Here is a 19,230-nt window from a genome sequence, read left to right on the forward strand (position 1 = left end):
GTCATAGCTCCTTGGCCAGCTTGCGTTTTTCATTCCAGGCGGTGCTGCTGATGCTGATCAAAATGATCGCGCCGCTGAACACCTGGTGCCAATAGGCCGACACGCTGAGCAGCGTCAGGCCGTTTTGCAGGAAGGCCAACAGCACCACGCCCAGCAGCGTGCCGGTCAAGGAGCCGCGCCCACCGGTCATGCTGGTGCCGCCCAGCACCACCGCAGCCAGCACCGTCAGCTCAAAACCGAGCAGGGAGTTGGGGGCTACCGACTGGGTTATCTGCGCCTGCACCACCGCGGCGATACCCGCCAGAATGCCCATGTAGCCGTAAACGTAGAAGTGCAGCCGCAGCAGGTTCAGCCCCAGGCGCGACGCCGCATCGCGGTTGCCGCCCATGGCGAAAATTTGGCGGCCGAGGCGGGTAAAGTTCATCAGCACGCCGGTGACGATAATTACCGCCAGCAGGCACAGCAGCGGCAGCGTCAGGCCGTAGTCATAACCGTCGGCCCCCTGGAACGAGAACCAGCTGATGCCATCCATAAACCAGTCTGGGAAACCGTACAGCCAGGTGCCGTTGGTGGCGTAAACCAGTAAGCCGTAGAACAGGTTCAGCGTGGCGATAGTGATGATGATCGCCGGCACCTTCAGCCAGTAGACCAGAAAACCGTTCACCAGCCCGAGCAGCAGGCCGACGCCCATTGCCAGTGCGAACGCCAGCGGGAAGCCGCCACCGTGTTGAATGACCCAACTGGCCATCACGTACTGCGCGATGGCGGTGATCGCCGGGAATGAAATGTCGATGCCGCCGGCTATCAGCACCACGAACAGGCCGCAGGCGAGAATGCCGAGAATGGCGTAGCTGGTGGCGACATCCGTCAGGTTACCCAGCGTCAGAAACTCGCTGGTGCTGACGCTCAGGCCTATTGCCAGCAACAACACCAGCAGGCCCAGGTAAAACTCGTGCCGGCCGGCCAGGCGGGCCAATAATGACTTATCCATTCACCACCTCGGCGATCTGTTGTTCGGTGCTGTGGTGCGGCGAAAACTCGGCGATCAGCTCGCCCTTGCGCATCACCATCACCCGATGGCTGTTGTAATAGGCTTCCGGGATTTCGTCGCAGATCATCAGCACCGCCATGCCGAGCGCGGCCAGATCTTTGGCGATCTGGTAGATCCCCTCTTTGTTGGCGATGTCCACTCCGACGGTAGGCGAATCAAGGATCAGGATCTTCGGCTGCGTTGCTACCCATTTGGCGATGGCGATACGTTGCGCATTGCCGCCCGACAGGGTTTTTACCGGCAGCGCGCTGTCGGAAACCTTGATGTTCAGATCGCGAATCAGCCGGTTAACCAGCTCGGTCGCTTTGGCATGGTCCAGCAGCCCGAGCGAGGTGTGCAGTTGATCGAAGACCGTGACGATGGTGTTGTCGTAGATCGACTGCTCCATGATCAGCCCTTGCGTAAGACGATCCTCCGACACATAGCCGATACCCTGGCGCACCGCTTCACGGTTGTTGTGCAGTTGGACCGGATGGCCGTCGATGCGAATTTCTCCGCTGTCGGGACGGGTCATGCCGAACAGGCTGAGGCACAGCTCGGTACGGCCCGCGCCGAGCAGCCCGACGATCGAGACGATCTCGCCGCCGTGCAGTGAAAGATTGATGTCCTGGTATTTTCCGCGCCGGCTGAGATTGCGAACCTCGAGCAGCGGTGCGCTGTCGGTGGACGCCAGCGCTGGCAGTTGGCTGTAATGGAAGCGTTGGCCGGTCATCAGGAACGCCAGCTCATGGCTGTCCAACTGGCTGGCGGGATAAGTGCCGACCAGCTTGCCGTCGCGCATCACGCTGATGCGGTCGGCGACCTCCATCACTTCATCCAGTCGGTGGCTGACGAACACCACGCAGATGCCCGCCGCTTTCAGTTCGTTGACCACCCGCAGCAGGCCGTCGACCTCTTGCCGCGTCAGCGAAGCGGTTGGCTCATCCATGATCACCAGCCGTGCATCGGCGGCAATGGCGCGGCATATGGCCACCAGTTGGCGATCGGCAATCGACAGTTTTTCGACTTTCTTGTCGGGATCGATATGCACGCCGACGCGCGCCATGGCATCCAGCGCCGTCTGGCGCATCACCTGCTTGCGCACCCAGAAATGGCCGCCGGGCAGGTAGCGGTGAATGGCGATATTTTCCGCCACGGTCAGGTTGGGGAATAACGACAGATCCTGATAAATTACCTGAATACCGTAATAGCCGGACAGCTGCGGCGTCAGAGAATGAAAAAGTTTACCCTCAAGCGAAATATTGGCGCCTTTTTCCGGCTGATAAACGCCGGAAATAATTTTAATGATGGTGCTTTTTCCGCAGCCATTTTGCCCGGCCAGGCAATGCACTTCGCCAATATTTAGCGTCAGGTTGATCTGGTCCAAGGCCAGCACGCCTGGGAATCTCTTACTGATATTTTCCAGGGTGATAAATGCGGTGGATGTGGTCATAGCGTTAACCTGTGCAGGTTTTTATTATGGTAGTGACTGAAACTCGGGGCGCACTATATTGCGCCCTTCGTTGTTTCATGACTTTCCCGGTGTGGCGTAATATTACTGAAAATTAAAATCCTAGCGATTTGGCATTATCTTTGGTGACTTCAAGAATTTTATTAAACCGAATCACTTTTTTATCCATGTCGACGTCGGCTTTACCCAAACCTTCGATCGACAAATCTTTGGTCACTTCTTTGCCCTGCAAGAGTTGATCGGCCACCGTCACCAGGGCATAACCGGCGTCTTTCGGGTCCCACAACAGGGCTTTCTTGATGTCGCCGCGTGCCAGGTAAGGCGCGGCCTGTGCTGGCATGGCAATACCGACTACGGCGATCTTGTCCTTGGCGCGTTTCTTGGCGACTGCCTGGCCGGCACCGATCGGGCCGAGGGAGCCGAAGCCGATAATGCCTTTCATCTGCGGATAGGTTTTCATCAAATCCAGCGTGGTGGCGTAGGACTTATCGATGCTTTCCGCTACCGGCAGGCGTGAAGTGACTTCGAACATGTCCGGGTATTTGGCTTTCTGGTACTTGATGGCGGAATCCGCCCAGGCGTTGTGCAACGGCACGGTCAGCGAGCCGACATAAATGGCATAGCCGCCTTTGCCGCCCATGTCTTTCGCCAGCTCATCGACGTTGGCCTGCGCATACTTCTCGCTGTCGATGGTTTCAATGTCCCACTGGCCAATCTGCTGGTCCGGGGATTCATGCGTCAGCACCACGATGCCTTTCTCGCGCGCCTTCTTCAGCACCGGCTCCAGCACCTTGGCGTCGTTAGGCACCACGATGATGGCGTTGACGTTCTTGGCGATCAGGTCTTCAATCACTTTCACCTGTGCGGCCGGGTCTGGGGTGGACGGCCCGGTCTGGTAGGCATTGACGTCGAGCTTTTTGGCCGCGTCGTTAACGCCGACTTCCATACGGTTGAACCAGGGAATGCCGGTCACTTTGGCAACCACGGCAATCTCGTACTTTTCAGCAGCAAAGGCAGGTGTTGTCGATAACATGCACGCAGAAACCACACATGCATTTAATAATGCGAGGTTAAATTTCATTCGCTGTACCTTTTTTATCTGTAGGGGTGGCTGTTTTTCCACCTGAGCAGATTACAAAGGAATGGAAGAGGGGACGTAACGAGAGTTGGGAAATTGTGATCTGTGCACATTGGAGTAAAAATATGACGGTTTTAATGTTAATTAATTGTTTAATAATTCAGTGGTGGTAATTTTACCACGAAAAATCATCATAAAATTAACAATAAAAACCATAATTATTTACATATATAAAACAAATGAGGCGGGGCAATCGGGTTTTGCAGGGGTAAAAATGCCGGACTGAGCGCCGGCATTGAAGCATTTTAGCAATGTGTGAACAAGATCACCTTATGAACCTGTTACAACACGCCCTGCGCCAGCATGGCGTCGGCTACCTTGACGAATCCGGCGATATTGGCGCCGTGTACGTAGTGGGTTTGCTTACCCTCGCCGCCGTATTCCACGCAGGCATGATGAATATCCGCCATGATATGTTGTAAACGTACATCCACTTTCTCGGCGCGCCAGCCGATGCGCGCGGCGTTCTGCGCCATCTCCAGCCCGGAGGTAGCAACCCCACCGGCGTTGGCCGCCTTGCCCGGCGCAAACAGCACCCCGGCGTCCAGGAATGCATCGGTCGCCTGAATGGTGGTCGGCATATTTGCGCCTTCCGCCACAGCTTTGACCCCGTTGCGGATCAGCGTCTGTGCGGCAGCCAAATCCAGCTCGTTTTGGGTGGCGCACGGCAGGGCGATATCCACCGGCACGTTCCAGGGCTGCTGGCCGGCCAGATAGGTCAGGCCACGTTCGCGGGCATAATCTTCCACGCGACCATAGCGCTGATTCTTGATCTCCACCAAATGGGCCAGTTTTTCGGTGGTAAAGCCGGCTTCATCGACCAGAGTACCGCCAGAGTCTGATACGGTGATCACACGCGCATCCAGCTCCAGTGCCTTCTCAATGGTGTATTGCGCCACGTTACCTGAACCAGAAACCGCAACCCGCATGCCTTCAAAACCCAGCCCGTGACGTTGCAGCATGGCGTCGGTGAAATAGACCAGCCCATAGCCGGTGGCCTCTGGACGGATCAGGCTACCGCCGAATGAAAGCCCCTTGCCGGTGAACACGCAGGCGGTGTTGTTGGACAGCTTTTTCATCATGCCGCTCATAAAGCCGACCTCACGACCGCCAACGCCGATATCGCCGGCGGGCACGTCGGTATCCGGCCCGAGGTGACGGTACAGTTCAGTCATCAGCGCCTGGCAGAAACGCATGATCTCCGCCTGGCTTTTCCCCTTGGGATCAAAGTCCGAACCGCCTTTTCCGCCGCCCATCGGCAGGGTGGTCAGGGCGTTTTTAAACGTCTGTTCGAAGCCGAGGAACTTCAGAATCGACAAATTGACCGAAGGATGAAAGCGCATGCCGCCTTTATAAGGCCCGATGGCGGAGTTGAACTGCACGCGCCAGGCGCGGTTGACCTGCACCTGGCCGCGATCGTCGACCCAACTGACGCGGAACTGGATGGTACGCTCGGGCTCTACCAAACGCTCCAGCAGCGCATATTCGCGATAGCGCGGATTACGCTCGATAAAAGGCCACAGCGAAGTGAAGACTTCCCTGACCGCCTGTAAAAATTCCGGCTGGTGGGGATTATGTTGTTGAAGCGAGGACAAGAAAGACTCTACCGATACGGTATTTTCCATGGATAACTCCTTTATACCCGTTGCCTTTCAAGCTGCCGCGTTGTTGCCCGGCTACAGCCCGAAATTCATAGGGTAATACTATTAATTTCCCCCATTATTTTTATAAATATTGGTATGGATAAAACCTGGGGGAGGATGTTGTGTCTTTAGCGACTATATCACTGGAGGGCGGTTGATTATCAAGCGATTATTGATGTCGGCGGAATGAAAAACGCCCGCAATCGCGGGCGTTGGGCAAGTCTGTTTAGCGGCGCCGACTTAATCTTCGGCTTTTTCGTCTTCGTCACGCAGCGGCACAATCAGCATGTCGATGTGCACGGTGTTGATCAACTGACGTGCGGAGGACATCAGCTTGCTCCAGAAATCCTGATGGTGGCCGCACAGGACCAGGTCCATATCGTATTTCTTGATGGCATCAACCAATACCTGCGCCAAATCGCCGCTGCCGCTCAGGGTTTCGGTGATCGGATAGCCGGCATTCTGCGACAGTTCGGTCAATGCGTGGTGAGTTTCTTCGGAAATGCGTTTTTGCATATCGCCGAGATTAACGTCGATCAGGCCGGTATACAGGTCGGAATAGTTAACATCTACGTGGATCAGGGAAACTTTGGCGTTGTACGGACGCGCCATAGATACGGCTTTCTCCACCAGGATTTTACTTTCCGGGGATAGGTCTACCGCAATCAAAATGTGTTTGTAAGCCATGAGAATACTCCTTCCATATAATGCCGATTAAAAGGTTAGCAGGCATTTAGCGTACCAGCCTGGCGCTTCAGGTTTCATTTTATCATTCAGATAACACAATGATATGTTGAGGCGATCACACTGCACCGCATCAAAAAACTCTCTTTATCTTCCTACCGTCAGTTTTACACCCGCTGGGCAGAAAAGCCTATCGCCCATGATGCGGTTGCTGGGTTGACCGATTGAAATATAAGCATTCTTAAACAGAGTATAGCCCCAAATGCCCTTTAGGGCAGTGGAAAACTCCGGCGGCCTCAGGCAGGGCGGTTATCAGTTATAACCAATAGATGGATGACAAATGGATGGCTTGCGGTAAATTTTATCTACTGCTCAGGCCAGTTTGCGTTTCATTAACCTACAATAATGACTATAGGCCTTATCATTTCTCCTCTGTATCAAACCTGCGCGTGTGCATCTGCATGGCGATGGGGTGTTTCCAGAGGCGGTGGGTTATGCGCGGCCTGTGCTGTGCAAAGGGGATCGGAGCGGTAAGCTCCAGCAGTAATGGGTGATAGAGGTAGGGCAGTTGGACCCGGCGGAGCGCCGTGGATAACAACGCCTTGAGGAGGCAATCATGATCAGTACTGTCGCGCTGTTTTGGGCTCTGTGTGTGGTGTGTGTGTTAAACATGGTGCGGTATTACTCTTCTCTGCGCGCGCTGTTGGTGGTTCTGCGCGGCTGTGACCCGCTGCTGTATCAATATGTCGACGGCGGTGGTTTCTTTACCGCTCATGGCCAGCCGAGCAAGCAGATACGGCTGGTGCGCTATATCTTCTCGCAGCGTTATGTCGAGCACCATGATCCGGAGTTTATTCGCCGCTGTGAGCGTGTGCGCGGGCAGTTTATGCTGACCTCAGCCCTGTGCGGACTGGTGGTGATCAGCCTGGTTGCGCTGATGATTTGGTATTGAATCCGGCCGATTCTTTCTGCAACAGACAAAGAAAAAGGCGGCCACCAGGGCCGCCTTTCTCACCAGGCAAACTGCTTAGATCACCTTAAGCGCCAACCAGTACAGCGAACCGGAAAGCAGAATCGAGATTGGCAGGGTTAACAACCAGGCCAACAGGATGTTCTTCACGGTTTTGCTTTGCACACCGCCGCCGTCCACGATCATCGTCCCGGCTACCGCCGAAGAGAGTACGTGGGTGGTGGAAACCGGCATACCGGTATAGCTGGCAACGCCAATCGACAAGGCAGCGGTCATCTGAGCCGACACGCCCTGAGAGTAGGTCATGCCCTTCTTACCGATTTTCTCGCCGATGGTGGTGGCGACGCGACGCCAGCCGACCATGGTGCCGAGTGACAACGCCAGAGCAACCGAGACGATAATCCAGATCGGTGCATACTCAACGGTTTGCAGCAGATCCTGACGCAGGTTTTTCAGGAAACGTTGGTCCTGGGCCGAGGTTTCCGGCAGCTTGGCGATCTTGTCTGCGGTATCCGTTACGCACATCAGCAGGCGGCGCAGATGACTACGCTGTTCTACCGTCAGTTGATCGTAACTTTGCAGATTGTTCAGCAAGCCCTGGGTCAGCTCAATCGCCGGCATGGCGCGCGCGCTGTCACAGTGGAACTCGATAGGTTTATCCGGCGAGACGTCCTCATCCGGGCTTGGCACCAGTGGGGTCAGAGTGACCACGTGCGCCAAGGCGTCGCTGTGCTGCTGGTAATATTGCTGCAGGTGGGTCACGGCATCACGCGTACGGGTGATGTCATAGCCGGTTGCATTCATATTGACCACGAAGCCGGCCGGCGCAACGCCGATCAGCACCAGCATGATCAAGCCGATGCCTTTCTGACCATCGTTGGCGCCGTGCGAGAAGCTAACGCCGATAGCAGACAGGATCAGTGCGATACGGGTCCAGAACGGCGGCTTGCGTTTGCCGTCGACCTTTTCACGTTCCGCAGGGGTCATGTGCATACGCTGGCGTTTCTTGGTGCCACTCCAATAGCGGCGCAAGGCAAACACCATCAACCCGGCGACCATCATGCCGACCAGCGGCGAGATGAGCAATGACAGGAAAATACCGATCATTTTCGGGACGTTAAGCGCATCCACCACCGAAGTGTGGGTCATCAGTGCGTTGGTTAAACCCACACCGATAATTGCGCCAATCAGCGTATGAGAGCTGGAGGCCGGCAGACCGAAATACCAGGTGCCGAGGTTCCAGATGATAGCCGCCAGCAGCATGGAGAACACCATGGCTAATCCGTGCGCTGAACTGACGTTCAACAACAGATCGGTTGGCAGCAGATGAACAATGGCGTAAGCAACACTCAAACCACCGAGCATAACGCCAAGAAAGTTGAACAAGCCAGCCATCACAACCGCAAGTTGCGAACGCATGGCACGGGTATAAATTACAGTAGCAACCGCATTGGCCGTGTCATGAAAACCGTTAATGGCTTCATAAAACAACACGAACAACAATGCGAGAATTAACATCAGGCCGGTATGGAAATCCAGGCCAGCGAACAAATGCAGCATAAGCGTTACGCCAGTTTGTGGACATGAACGCCGCGCATTATCAGTGACAACCGGGGCCGGGGAAAAGGAAAATATGACGTTTTTTTGATTTCGATATGACGAAATGATGGCGTTAGTATGACAAATACATGAAATATCAGCGCGTTATGCTGAATGTCTCGCTGTAATATTTTCTTACTATGGCGTTGAGGGCGGCATGGCTTTACAATCTGCCGCCGTAAAGTTGTCGGTTACCGGTAGCGATACGGCGTAAAATAGCGGCCTTTTGTCGCGATTGTGGTTTTTATTCAGAGAGGCGCAGGTGGAACAGTTTGATGTCGTGGTAATAGGTGCGGGCGCAGCGGGCATGTTTTGCGCGGCGCAGGCAGGGCAACTCGGCTGCCGGGTGCTGCTGCTCGACAACGGCAAAAAACCGGGGCGCAAAATCCTGATGTCCGGCGGCGGACGCTGTAACTTTACCAACATGTACACGGAGCCTGCCGCTTACCTGTCGAATAACCCGCATTTCTGCAAATCTGCGCTGGCACGCTACACCCAGTGGGACTTTATCGATCTGATCAACCGTCATGGCATCGCCTACCACGAGAAAACCCTGGGTCAACTGTTTTGCGACGACTCGGCGCAGCAGGTGGTCGAACTCCTGGTGAAAGAGTGTGAGCAGGGTCAGGTGACGACACGCCTGCGCAGCGAAGTGTTGGGCGTAGAAAAAACCGCAGAAGGCTTCGAACTGGCGCTGAATGGTGAGAAAGTGAGCGCTCGCTCACTTGTGGTGGCCAGCGGTGGATTGTCGATGCCGGGCCTGGGCGCGACGCCGTTCGGCTATAAGCTGGCGGAGCAGTTTGGCCTGAAGGTATTGCCGACGCGCGCCGCGCTGGTGCCTTTTACGCTGCATAAACCGCTGTTGGAGCATTTGCAGACCCTGTCTGGCGTCTCTGTGCCGGCAGTGATCACCGCAGAAAACGGCGTCAGCTTCCGCGAAAGCATATTGTTTACCCATCGTGGCCTGTCCGGGCCGGCGGTATTGCAACTTTCCAGCTACTGGCAGCCCGGTGAGTTTGTGAGTGTTAACTTACTTCCTACGCTTGATCTGGCGGGCTTCCTCAATGAGCAACGTCAGGCGCACCCTAATCAAAGCCTGAAAAATACCCTGGCGCTGCACCTGCCGAAGCGGTTGGTGGAATGTTTGCAGACCTTGGGCCAACTGCCGGAAGCGACTTTAAAGCAACTGAACCCGACGCAGCAGACAGCGTTGGTGGAAACCTTGCAGAATTGGCGCGTACAACCCAACGGTACCGAAGGCTACCGCACGGCGGAAGTGACGCTCGGCGGCGTCGACACCAAAGAGCTGTCCTCCAAGACCATGGAGGCCGCCAAGGTGCCGGGCCTGTACTTTATTGGCGAAGTGGTGGATGTGACAGGGTGGCTGGGGGGATATAACTTCCAGTGGGCCTGGAGTTCTGCCTGGGCTTGCGCTCAGGCGCTGGCGGCTCAAAAGCAATAATTTCCGCCGGGGAGATGTAAAAGCCGGCATTTGCTGCGTCGGGCGGAACCGACGCAGCAAATAAAATTATGGTGTAAGACCGATAAATAAATCATGCGTACCGCACGAAACAGAGTAATCCGTCGATATTCAATTTATTGTATTTAGTCGTATTTAAATTATTTGTAAATAAAATTTTTTGGTATTATTTTTAGCTTAATTATTTTGTTTAAATTAATTTAATTAATGAGTGATAACCTGATTTTTATTATTTACAGCGAGTGAAAAACCTCATCTATAATTATTTTTCATGTTTTCGAGTGAGAAATTATTATGAGTGGCGTTTTCTTTGTTCGGCAAATACCTATTACCCCAGAACTTCAGGTTACAGAATTAAAAAACCACGCCAATGGTTTCCTGCGCTATAACAATATCAACGATCTGGCACACAGTGGTCCAGAAGCCCTGACCTGGTTCCTGAACCGCGCCAATACGCTGTTTAAAAGCAATTATCCTTCTGCGCTGCCCACTGCCTCATTGCAATTGTCGTATTTGTCGGTTTTTTGCCGTGCGGAACATGAAGCGGATAGCCAGGCATTACCTGTTTACGATTTCCTCAAAATCGATATTCAACCCACAGGAAAAAGCGGCTACGGCGTGATGTTCTCTTCGCAGATGCGCGAGTATTATCGCGATCGGCTTGAAAATGGCATGGATACGTCGGAAATTCCGGTCGATCAGGCGTTCTTCAACTCTATTTTCAAGCAAGACTCGCCCAAGACCGGCGTACTGGAAAGTTATCCGGTGATCATGATCCCCCGTAGCGCAAATGAGCAAGCTCCTTCGCTTACGCATACCTATCTCAGCAGCCTGGGGCTGGATTCCCGGCATGTCCAGCCGCCTGCGTCGGCTTATCCTTTCCGGTTTTACTTCAAACAGGATCTTGCCACGCAGGATCCCGAAGTCATCGCGGCAATCTCAGCCTGCGGGCAGGCGATGTTTGAAATCGTACGCCCGCAACTTTATCCGTTGGATCAGCAGGATATGCCGCGTTTTGACATGGCGCACCTGACGGACATCAAGTGGGAGCAGCACAATACGGCGCGCAGGTGGGTGGCTGAGCATCAGCCCTGCGTCGAGGCGCTGATGGCGCTGCACGGTATCAGGCACTAGGGTTAAGCCGGCGGCGGGAGCCAATCATTCAACTCTGCGGAATATCCTTGCGACGCTACGCCGCTGGGCCTTTCAGCTCCACGCGATTGCCGTCTGGATCGGTGAAATAGAGAGACGGCCCGTCGCCCTCTGCGCCAAATCGGGATTCGGGGGGATCAACGCTGATCCCCTGCGATCGCAAATACGCTAACAGTTCGCCCTCGTTGAAAGGATCGATGCGCAAACAGAAATGATCGACATTCTGCTGGCGAGCGTCGGGATACTGGCCGCCTTTTTTCCCCAGCACGCCCTCGACGTCGACCAGATCAAGCATGGAAACGCCGACGCGCAGATGCACCAGCCCCAGATCGGGACGCCGTCTGGCGATTTCACATCCCAGTATCTGGGTATAAAATTGAAGGCTTTTTTCCAGGTCGGTGACGCGCAGTACCAGGTGATCGATTTTCTTCAGGCTGAATGGGCGCACGCTGATGTCCTCAGATCGACGGATAATTAATCAGTATAATATACCCGTCGCCTTTCACGTTGCAGCGTCGTTACCTGCACTAAGTTACGTGGCCCTACCTGAATTTGTCAGTGCCCGTCATTGCCGGCAAGGGTTGCCACTATGGCTTCCAGCGCGGCATGCGGCGCGGCTGCGAGTGTAGAGCCCGCCTGCGCATTTTCCGCCAGCAGCCGCTGCAGCCCGACCAGCCAGTCGTAGATATAGAAGGCGGCATTTTTCGCCGGCGTGGGCGCCAGTTTGGTCAAGCGTTGCTGATTGCCCCAGTCGACCGCGGGCTGCGGTGGTGGGGTAAAGATTGGCTGGCCGGGATTGATGCGGCTGGCGGGGCGCAAAGCCGCCTCGCGCTGCTGGAAGCCCAGCCAGGCAACGAAATCGCTCAATACCGTCAGCGCCTGGCTGACCTGACGATCCTCCCCCTGTTCCGGCAGGGTACCTGCAGCCAATGCGCGCTCCAGCGTTGCGTCAATCTCCAGACGGCAGGCGGCGCTAATCAGCGCATCGACCAGCAGTTCCAACTGCGGTTTATCGACGCCCAACAGGATCAGCAGTTGGGCATTGTCCGGCAGGCAACGCAGATGGTTAACCCAGTCGGCGAATACCTTTTGGGCAAAGGAAGAACGCCCATGTTCCACCGAGCCGGTCGCGGCGCTATCTTCCTCACCAAACAGGTCGATCTCCATATCGAACGGCGGTGCGGCGACAGTCGGTGCCGGTGAAGCATGCTGTTGCTGCACGAAGAGTTGGCGTAGCCTGTCGCGCTGCGGCACCAGCCATTCCAGCAATTCACCATGCGCTCCAGCCTGCGCCTGCAAGGCTCGCAGCAGTTCTTGGCTACGCTGTTGCACACGCTGCGGATCCGCAGCGGCAAGCCAGTTGCCGAGCAGGCTTTCACTCAGCTCACGCCGCAATTCTTGTTGCAGTTCCTGAATGCGCGCTTGTTTCAATGCCGGGCGCGCCTGCGCCATCAAATAGTCCGTCATGCGGCGGCAGTCGCGTTCATCCATGGCCAACAGGGTGGCCCAACTGTCGCCGGGCTCACCGACGTAGCGCTGAACGGCGTCGTCGGGGCGGGCTTTCCCTTCGCGCGACGCGTCGAACGGCGTGATTGCCCAGATTAAACCGGGCTTACGACGGCTGCGTACCGCAGCACTTTCCCCCTGGGTGCGTTTAACCCAATAGGCCAGCGCATGGCCGGTTCGACTGGCCTCCTGTGGCGTGCCGGCGGCATCGCTGACCAGCAACAGACTGGTCTGTAGATTATCGGCGTAGTGGGTCAGCAGATTGACGCGTTTGGCCTGTTGCATACGCCATGTCAGATCGCCTTCTGAACGACGGAGGCTGGCGGGAATGTCGAGAAGCTCAGTGTCGACGGGCAGCCCAGCGGGCAGAGGTGTTGCCACTTCGGCAGCTAACCACGCGAGATCGGCCTGCGCGACATCCACGACGGCGCCGTTTTCTGTCAGTACAGAAAGTTTCACCTCGGCTGGCGTGGTGACCGCGTGGGCATGCTGAATACCCGTATCGGGATCCAAAGCTTGCAGGGCGGCCTGTACGCGTTCGCAGCAGCCCAGCGTCTGGAGGCTATGCGCCAACTGACGATAGAGCATGGTCAGCGCCGGGTCTTCACCCCACAGCGGTGCGAACAGGCGGGCCCGGTCGTCAATGCTCAGATAGGGGGCCAATGAGACGGCCTGCGGCCAGAAGTGGCGGTCCAGCGCCTGTTGCCATTTGCCGCCGTGGTGACGAAGAGTGTCCCACAGCGCCACGATGGCATTGCTGTCCATGCCGTCAATCGCCATGGGCTGGCGATGGCGTTCCAATGTATTCAGGTGTGCGGCAATAGCTCTTGCGTCTCCATCCGGGCGAAAGCCGTTCATCAACGCTGCACTGGCCGTCATGGCGAGCAACTGCGCGTTATCCAGCAAGGTGATGCTCACCGGATAAGCTGGAGATGCTACGACGGCGGGCGCGCAGTAGCGTACTGCCAGCGGGCAATCCTCTGAAAGCAGCGCGGCGCCGGGGGCCAATGCCGCCAAGAGGTGGGCTTTGGCAGCCGCGTTATGACCATAAAGGCCGATGGCGACGCGGTGAGGTGTGGCGGTGTCCAACTTCCGCGCCTGATTGTAGCTGCGGCGCAAACGGATCGTCAGGTTATCGGCTTCCCGGTCCAGGCGAGCGGACTGTTGCCGTGCGCCGGCGACCCAGTCAATGGCCTGGATAATTCCGTTGCTGAGGCGGTTTATCGGGTCTGAAGTGATAGGTTTCATCGTTGATAAATGCTCCCGCTGTCGATCCAGTAATGGGTTGCACCAGAGGCGCTGGCAGCCAGGGTATTGAGTTTAAGCTGTAGCTGATGTGCGTGAACCGGGCTGCCGTCGGCCAGCATGGCGTGGGCAATTTTAACGCCCTCGGCACCTTGCGCTTCACTGCCGGTAATGGCCAACCGCAGGCTGATGACCGCATCGCCTGCCAGCTTGCGTGCCAACAGGGGATCGGTGATGGTCAGCGTATATAACGGCGATGCTGGCCAGCGCGGGTTGTCTAACTGACGGAACCCAAGGCGCAAAGGACCGCGCAACTGGAAGCAGCCGGCGGGATCCAGCGCAAAATCGGCGCGATCCAGATCGATATCGCGATAGTAGACGTTATCGTCCGCCAGCATGTTATTGCCGTCCAGCATGCCCAGATGGCGAACGGTGGAATAGGGCTGGAAATCCCCAACGTTGAAGTAAAAACTCTCCAGGCGCAGGTCGATGGCCAGCAGGCACAGCATCGCTCCCACGGCGGCGGTGGATTTGGGGTTATCGATACGCCCACGCTTGTTAAACGGATACCAACTGCGGGTGTGATAGCCCTCGAGCGGCAAGATGCGGCTGGCGGGCAGCGGCTGCAGATGGCGCAGCAGGGCCTGGACGCCGGGGAAACGTGCCGGGCGGCCGGTCAGCAGCAACACATCGCAGGCGTACAGCGCCACCACTTCACACAGCAGCCGCAGGCAGCGGCCAATGCCGATCCGGTCAGACAAGAAGGCGCTGTGCAAGTCACCCAGGCGGACGACCAGCGGCGTGTGCAAAATATCGAAAGAAGAAGTGCCGGTTTCGCGCTGGATCTCGCCGTTGATAAACGCCAGCACTTGCGGGGTTGGGGCTTGAGGCAACAGGTCGCCCAGGCTGGCGGCCACTTCGGCCTGGGCATCCAGCGGGTCGTAATCCTCATAAGCTGCCAACAACGCACGCCCGACAGGCATGAAAATCTGTAGCGCGGCCTGTTGGCGCAGGGTGGAAAATCCGTCCATGCGGCCTTCATTGCCGAAAAGCTTATCCATCACGGCCACCGGGGCCGCGACCCCAGCGTCCTCGATAGCCTGTTGCACGGCGGGCAAGATAAACAGCTGGATCACGTCCAGCAAAATATCGTCACCGGCGACTTTAAAGCCTTCGCGGAACAGCAGGCGAGGGTTGATCTTGATGTTATTGCCTACGCCATCGTCCAGCCTGTACTGGGTGATTGCCAGATCGGTGGTGCCGCCGCCGATATCGATGGAGGCGATACGCAGCGTTTTTCCTGCCGGTTCATCGGCTGCCAAAGGGCGATCCGGCCGGGCCATGCTGGCAAAAAAGGCGTCGGTACGGCCGGCGAAGTTCACCTGGGTTTCGTTGTACAGATAAACCATCTGGCCGCAGGTCGCCTCGTCCCATTCCATGTGCACCTGCGGAACGGGGAAGCGGGTTTGCTTGCCGTCGAACGGTGCGTCCAGCGGGTGCCAGCCCATGGCTTTCCACACCAGGCCAATCGCCTCCTGCATGCGGCGGCGGAAAATTTCCCGTTCCGGTTTCGGCATTGCCGAAGGCAATGTCAGGATGAGAGTTCGCAGGCGGCGCGGGGCGGTGGCATTCGGCATTTTTGCCCGTTGGGCGACGCTGTTGATCTGCATCAGCGCCTGCACCAGCAACTCGGTCAGCATCAGCGTCATAACCGCGCTGCGGCTGTAATGGGCGGCGAATACCGGTAGCCGTTCCGCTAACGGCAGCGCAGAAAGCGGAACGCCTTCATCGTTTAACAGGGTGGTCAAGGGAGCGGCGGTGGCCATCGGCTCCTGCTTGCCGTTAAAACGCCAGCCAGGCGCATAGCGTTCTTCGTCCCACAGGTAGCGGCGGGGGCTGGAAATACCGGTGGTGCCTTCACTGCCCTGCCGTTGTTGCGCCAGCTGTGCGGCCTCGCGGCCCACGCGGGTGATGGAAGGCCAGACAAAGGCGTCGTCGCGCCCGCTCTGGAACGAGAGGCCGGGCTTGCCGAACGAGACCTGAGAAAACTCGACCCGGCTTTCGAACAGTTCGTTGTACACGCAGTGCGGCGCGCTGAGCGAGCGTAGCTGCAGTTCATAGGTCTGCTTCAGGCCGTTGCTTTCTTCCGGATGGTCTTCGACCAGCACGCCGCAGGTGTGGGAGTTGCCGACGTCCAGAATCACGTCCACGTTGACCGCGGGCTGCTGCAGCGTGGCCGCGATGATCTTTATCTGCGGCACCGCCAGTTGGTCGCCGAGCATGTTCAACACGTTGAGGTAGTGCGCCTGATATTCGAAAGTTTTCAACCCGGTGTAGATCTGAGCTTCGGCACGTTGTTCCAACGTGGTGGCGCCTTCGGTAAAGACTTCGCGCAGCCAACCGTCCACCCAGGTCAGATCGAGAAACTCGCCCAGATCGTGATTGCGGTGGGCCAGCGCGAAGCTTAGTCCGGTGTCGAGATCGCTTTCGCTCGGGGCTAACGCCTCCAGGCCTGGCGTCGCGATACGGGTATCGAATGCCAGCACCACCCGCAGCGAGTTGCCGTCCTGATCGGGGGTGTCCAACTGAAGGAGCTGCATGCGTGCCCAGTTCTCCGGCCCGGCCAGAAACGCCCCGGAAGGGGTGTAGCGAAAGAACGGCAGTGGCAGCCAGGTCTTATCCAACAGCCGCAAAGATTGCTGCAGGGGATAACTGAATTCAGGGCGCACCACTTCATCGACCTGCCCCGGCTGCGCGGGCAACAGGTATTTGCCGCTGTCGGCATGCCACTGCAGGCGTAAAAGTGGGCCACTCGCCGTCTGGCGGACAAACTTGCCCGGAAAATCGGCATCCAAAACCGGCGTCAGGGCAAAGTCCAGAAATTGGATGCCGCTGTCCTGAATCAGCGTAATGGCGTTTTTAAAGTCCGTAAGGGGGGCCAGCATCATTTACTCTCGCGCTTTAACGTCATGGGATAAACCGTGTCCGCAGCGTAACGGCCGGTGCATTCCGCCGGGCCGGTCTCATTTTGCCTGCAGACGATTTCCGGCAGTGGGTAGCGGCTGCCGTCGCTGCAACGCGCTTTGGTGCGGCTGTTGATCACCAGATTGCCTGACTGCATCAGCCCGGCCTCTATCGGCGCCCGGCAGGTGATGGCGTCGCCGTAGGTGATGCTGGCGGTGCCTTTGCCGTTATTGAGACGGTATTGCAGGCTGGGCCGTTTGCCGGTCAGCGGATCTTTCAACGCCACCGTCGCGCGCCATCTGCCGTTGAGAAAACGGGTGGAGCCGGCCTTGACCGCTTCGGCTGGCAGTACCAGCGAATTTTTGTCCGCCGGCGGCAACACCACCGGGACGGGCGGCGGCGGCATTAGCGTGGCGTGCGCCAATGGCAGATGCAGCGTGGGGATCGGCTTGGCGACACCGACAGGCGAAGGTGGTGGTACCAGCACCGCCGGAGATGTGGCTGGTGGGGGATTCGTTTGGCTCAGCCAACCCGCCAGCAAGGCCATGATCGCTATCACTGGCGCCATCCACACATAGCGGCGCCACGGCCGGCGCACCGGCGTGGGGATAATTTCTGGCGTCAGGGCTTCGGGTTCCGCAGCAGGTTGAGGCTCGGGGGCCGCCGCTACGCGCGGAGTGGCGGCAATTGGCGTCGGTTTTTCTGCCGGCTCTTCGGCTGGGCGCAGGCAGGCCAGCGGATCGTCCTGGCACTGTGCCTGTGGCCTGATAAAGCCCCAAAAGGTCAGCACCGGTTTATCGTCGACCAGATAAACATGGTTGGGATCGGGTATTTGCATCGCCTTGCTTAACAAGGCGCCGAAAAGGCGTTGGCTGGGATGGTCGGTCGTCTGTGTCTCGGCGATCAGGGTGTTGAAGGTTGCCAGGCTACGCTCCAACAGGTGCACGGCCTGAGCGCGTTGAGCCTCGTTCGCCGCCAGCCAGGAGGTGACTTTTCCTGGGAAAGGCGAGTACCAGTCAATGTGAGTGCCCGCCTCGTTAGGTTGCGGGATAGCCAGACAATCAGCGGCCAGCTGCTGTTGGCGAATGCGCAGAGTTTCCCGCAGCTGCAACGCGCAGGCGTAAACCGGCTGTCCATTCTCGCCCAATGCAAGCACATCATCCAAACGGCCACTGCGTAAAAAGGGTTTTCCCACTGCCAAGCACCTTGTCCTGTTACCGATAAACGCATAAACGGTCATGGTAACCCGCGAACTAAAGCGGCAAACGGCCAAGGACAGGCGTAAAAAGGCACCTCTTGCTTTAATGGGCGAGGCAGAAAACGCATAGAGCCGGTTTAGCGTGGCAATACCGCAGCCTGTTTCCTGATGCCGTGAGGCGAAAACCGACTCATAGGCTAAGCTGGCTTGAAGAGAGTTTTTCATTAGGTGACCCGCATGCAGATCATTCTGGCCCCGACCAATCTGGGGCTGCGCCCTCTGTGGCCCGGCCATATCCCCGGTACCTGGCGAGCGCCACAGGCGCTGATGGCACAGGGGTTGGCTCAACGGCTGGCGGCGGAGGCCATCCATGAGTTAGTGTCGCCGACCTATTCGCCGCTGGCCCCCTCGGGCACCCGCATACGGAATGGCCATGCCATTCGCGCTTTCAATTTAGAGCTGGCTGCAGAGGTGGCCGCGGTGCAAGCGCGTGGTGACTTCCCGCTGGTGATTGGCGGTGACTGCTCAATTTTGTTGGGCGCGCTGGCGGGGGCGCGCCGCGCAGGGCCACTTTCGCTGGTGCACATTGATGGGCACAGCGACTTTCGTCATCCCGGCAACTACGACCCTCAGCAGATGTGGGGCGCGGTGGCGGGGATGGATCTGGCATTGGCAACCGGCCGCGGGGAGGCATTGTTGACCGAATGGCCCGGTGTGGCAGGGCCGCTGGTACCGGATCGCCAGGTTTTACAATTGGGTGAGCGAGAGTGCCGGGACGCGGACTTCGCCTGGCCGGATATCAATCAGACTGCCATCACGCGTATCGATGTTTTTGCCGCCAACCTGATGGGCAGGGCGGAAATTATACGGCATATCGACCAGATGCTGGCCGCCGAGCCAGCGTGGCGATTTTGGTTGCACCTTGATGTGGACGTGCTGGATCAGGCCGTGATGCCGGCGGTGGATTCCCCCGGCAGCCCCGGTATCGATCGTCTTTGGCTGGAAAATATCGGGGCTAAGCTGCTGCAAAATCCGCTGTGCTGCGGCATGACGGTATCGGTATTCGACCCGGATCTGGATCCCGACGGCCGCTACGCGGCATTGATCGTGGAAATGCTCGCGGCGATGTTCCATCGGCACAAACCTTAAG

General features: G+C 57.3%; 14 protein-coding genes. 4 read left to right on the forward strand and 10 right to left on the reverse strand.

Annotated features, from left to right (window positions below):
• Position 1 precedes the first annotated feature (1 nt).
• From M2407_RS21130 to uspA, 5 genes are all read right to left on the reverse strand, one after another.
• Positions 2–991 carry an ABC transporter permease gene (locus tag M2407_RS21130; protein WP_046374939.1) on the reverse strand — a complete coding sequence of 330 codons (990 nt, stop codon included), beginning with the start codon at positions 989–991 and terminating at the stop codon, positions 2–4.
• Positions 984–2,483: a sugar ABC transporter ATP-binding protein gene (locus tag M2407_RS21135; protein WP_046374940.1), complete on the reverse strand. Its 1,500-nt coding sequence runs from the start codon at positions 2,481–2,483 to the stop codon at positions 984–986. The genes M2407_RS21130 and M2407_RS21135 overlap by 8 nt, the downstream gene beginning before the upstream one ends.
• A gap of 112 nt (positions 2,484–2,595) precedes the next feature.
• Positions 2,596–3,582 carry an autoinducer 2 ABC transporter substrate-binding protein gene (locus M2407_RS21140; RefSeq protein ID WP_020837439.1) on the reverse strand — a complete coding sequence of 329 codons (987 nt, stop codon included), beginning with the start codon at positions 3,580–3,582 and terminating at the stop codon, positions 2,596–2,598.
• Positions 3,583–3,920: 338 nt separating this feature from the next.
• The gene (gdhA, locus tag M2407_RS21145; protein ID WP_020837438.1) at positions 3,921–5,264 is read right to left on the reverse strand and encodes an NADP-specific glutamate dehydrogenase; all 1,344 of its coding nucleotides are present in this window, start codon (positions 5,262–5,264) and stop codon (positions 3,921–3,923) included.
• Between the two features lie 258 nt (positions 5,265–5,522).
• The gene (gene uspA, locus M2407_RS21150) at positions 5,523–5,969 is read right to left on the reverse strand and encodes a universal stress protein UspA (protein WP_012147365.1); all 447 of its coding nucleotides are present in this window, start codon (positions 5,967–5,969) and stop codon (positions 5,523–5,525) included.
• A 613-nt stretch (positions 5,970–6,582) separates the two neighbouring features.
• Here uspA and uspB point away from each other — a divergent pair.
• Complete coding sequence (gene uspB, locus M2407_RS21155) at positions 6,583–6,918, forward strand: universal stress protein UspB (RefSeq protein WP_020837437.1); 336 nt, start codon at positions 6,583–6,585, stop codon at positions 6,916–6,918.
• A 75-nt stretch (positions 6,919–6,993) separates the two neighbouring features.
• On the opposite strand, the gene pitA is transcribed toward uspB, so the two are convergent.
• Positions 6,994–8,496, reverse strand: a complete 1,503-nt coding sequence (gene pitA / locus M2407_RS21160; protein ID WP_020837436.1) for an inorganic phosphate transporter PitA — start codon at positions 8,494–8,496, stop codon at positions 6,994–6,996.
• Positions 8,497–8,797: 301 nt separating this feature from the next.
• Between pitA and M2407_RS21165 the strand changes: the two genes are divergently transcribed.
• The gene (locus M2407_RS21165; RefSeq protein ID WP_048760547.1) at positions 8,798–9,997 is read left to right on the forward strand and encodes an NAD(P)/FAD-dependent oxidoreductase; all 1,200 of its coding nucleotides are present in this window, start codon (positions 8,798–8,800) and stop codon (positions 9,995–9,997) included.
• A gap of 312 nt (positions 9,998–10,309) precedes the next feature.
• Positions 10,310–11,149 (forward strand): putative oxygenase MesX, encoded by an 840-nt coding sequence (locus M2407_RS21170; protein WP_122080423.1) that lies wholly within the window; start codon positions 10,310–10,312, stop codon positions 11,147–11,149.
• A gap of 55 nt (positions 11,150–11,204) precedes the next feature.
• Here the strand turns inward: M2407_RS21170 and M2407_RS21175 are convergent, their stop codons facing one another.
• From M2407_RS21175 to M2407_RS21190, 4 genes are all read right to left on the reverse strand, one after another.
• Positions 11,205–11,615, reverse strand: a complete 411-nt coding sequence (locus tag M2407_RS21175) for a VOC family protein (RefSeq protein WP_048760442.1) — start codon at positions 11,613–11,615, stop codon at positions 11,205–11,207.
• A gap of 107 nt (positions 11,616–11,722) precedes the next feature.
• A complete protein-coding gene (locus tag M2407_RS21180) occupies positions 11,723–13,921 on the reverse strand; it encodes a virulence factor SrfC family protein (RefSeq protein WP_259219611.1) in 2,199 nt (732 codons plus the stop codon).
• Positions 13,918–16,863: a virulence factor SrfB gene (locus M2407_RS21185; RefSeq protein WP_259219613.1), complete on the reverse strand. Its 2,946-nt coding sequence runs from the start codon at positions 16,861–16,863 to the stop codon at positions 13,918–13,920. Before M2407_RS21185 ends, M2407_RS21180 begins: the two co-directional genes overlap by 4 nt.
• Entirely contained in the window at positions 16,863–18,077 is a 1,215-nt protein-coding gene (locus tag M2407_RS21190) for an SrfA family protein (RefSeq protein ID WP_201895916.1), read from the reverse strand. Before M2407_RS21190 ends, M2407_RS21185 begins: the two co-directional genes overlap by 1 nt.
• Before the next feature lie 240 nt (positions 18,078–18,317).
• On the opposite strand from M2407_RS21190, the gene M2407_RS21195 reads away from it, so the two are divergent.
• On the forward strand, positions 18,318–19,229 hold the full coding sequence (locus M2407_RS21195) for an arginase family protein (protein WP_259219625.1): 912 nt from the start codon (positions 18,318–18,320) through the stop codon (positions 19,227–19,229).
• The last annotated feature ends 1 nt before the right edge of the window (position 19,230 follow it).

The sequence above is a fragment of the Serratia sp. BIGb0234 genome, from assembly GCF_024809915.1.
In the GTDB taxonomy this organism is placed as follows: Bacteria; Pseudomonadota; Gammaproteobacteria; order Enterobacterales; family Enterobacteriaceae; genus Serratia; species Serratia liquefaciens.